The organism is Streptomyces sp. NPDC015220, from assembly GCF_043079345.1.
Taxonomy (GTDB): Bacteria; Actinomycetota; Actinomycetes; order Streptomycetales; family Streptomycetaceae; genus Streptomyces.
Window position 1 is genome coordinate 1 of the sequence record NZ_JBIBUK010000056.1, and the last position, 1,714, is coordinate 1,714.

Genomic DNA, 1,714 nt, shown 5'->3' on the forward strand with positions numbered 1-1,714 from the left:
CACCGGCCGCCGGCAGCGGCGGCGGGATCCCGGTCCACGGCTTCGTCCGGGGCGCCGAGAGCGCACCGGTGGCCCAGGCCGCGGTCACGCTGATCTCGCTGGCGGGCCGCCAGCTGGGCCGGTCGGTCGCCCAGGCCGACGGCGCCTACACCCTCAGCGCGCCGGGCGCGGGCTCCTACGTGCTGATCGCCTCGGCGGACGGTTTCCAGCCGCAGGCCTCCACGATCGTCGTCAACGGCGAGGCGGTGGCCTACGACATCCTGCTCAGCGGCACCAGCGGGCTGACCGGCCTGGTCCGGGCCACCGCCGGCGCGCTGCCGATCAAGGACGCCATGGTCATCGTCACCGACGTCCGCGGCGACCTGCTGGCCACCCAGACCACCGGTGAGGACGGCGAGTTCTCCTTCGCCGAACTCGTCCCGGGCACGGTGACCATCGCGGTCAACGCCGCCGGCCACCGCCCCCGCGCTCTGCCGGTCGAGATCGGCGGCACCGGCATCACCCGGGTCGAGATCGACCTCGACGCCGGTGCCGAGGTCCAGGGCGTGGTCCGGGCCCCGCACGGGCCGCTGGCCGACGCCCGGGTGACCCTGGTCGACGCCGCCGGCAACGTGATCGGCACCGCCACCACCGGCACCGACGGGGCCTACGCCTTCGCCGACCTCGACAGCGGCGAGTACACCGTCATCGCCACCGGCTACCCGCCGGCGGCCACCGCCCTGACCGTCACCGGCCACGGCGTCGACGGCCACGACATCCACCTCGCGCACCCCGGCGAGTAACCCCCACCCGGCCCGTGGCGGGGCGCGCACCCAACCCGGAGCGCGCCCCCGCCACGGGCCGGCCACTTGACGACCATTTTGTTCACTTTTATGCAGAGGAAGACAACGGGATGGCACTGACCGCCAGGATCCGCACCCGGGACGGATGGGCCGTGTCGCACGCGGTCGTCACGGTGACCGACATGACCGGCACCCAGGTACTGCGCGCCGAGGCCGACCACGAGGGCGCCGTACGCGACACCACCGAACTGGCACCGGGCGCCTACACCGTCATCGTCACCGCCGTCGGCTACGCACCCACCGCCTCCAGCGCGATCGTCACCGCCGGCGGCCGCGCCGAGATCGGCACCGTCACCCTCACCCGCCAGGGCGGCGCCGAACTGCCGCCCCCCGGACCCTGGACCGTCGACCCCGCCCACTCCTCCATCGCCGCCGTCGCCCAGCACCTGGGCATCTCCAGCGTCCACGGCCGCTTCACCGAGTTCACCGCCGCCATCGACATCGCCCCCGACGACATCACCCGCTCCCGCGTCGAAGCGGTCATCCACGCCGCCTCCATCGACACCGGCAACACCATGCGCGACGGCCACCTCACCTCCCCCGACTTCCTCGACGCCGAGCAGTACCCGCAGATCACCTACCGCTCCACCCACCTCACCCCCGCCGGCCCCGACCGCTGGACCGTCAGCGGCGACCTCACCATGCGCGGCATCGCCCGCCCCGTCGACCTCGACCTCGCCTACCTCGGCACCGGCGCCGACCCCTGGGGCGGCACCCGCGCCGCCTTCCGCGCCACCACCGAACTACGCCGCGAGGACTTCGCCATGAACTACAACCAGGTCCTCCAGGCCGGCATCGCCGCCATCGGCACCACACTCAAGATCGAACTCGACATCCAGGCCGTCCAGGGCACCACACTCCCGGCCGCCTGA

At 73.5% G+C, this 1,714-nt stretch carries 2 protein-coding genes; both read left to right on the forward strand.

Going from position 1 to position 1,714, the window contains the following annotated elements:
• Positions 1-782 (forward strand): collagen binding domain-containing protein (locus tag ACF061_RS39015; protein WP_392271770.1); only part of this gene is annotated, 782 nt, incomplete at its 5' end.
• A gap of 110 nt (positions 783-892) precedes the next feature.
• Entirely contained in the window at positions 893-1,714 is an 822-nt protein-coding gene (locus ACF061_RS39020; protein ID WP_392271771.1) for a YceI family protein, read from the forward strand.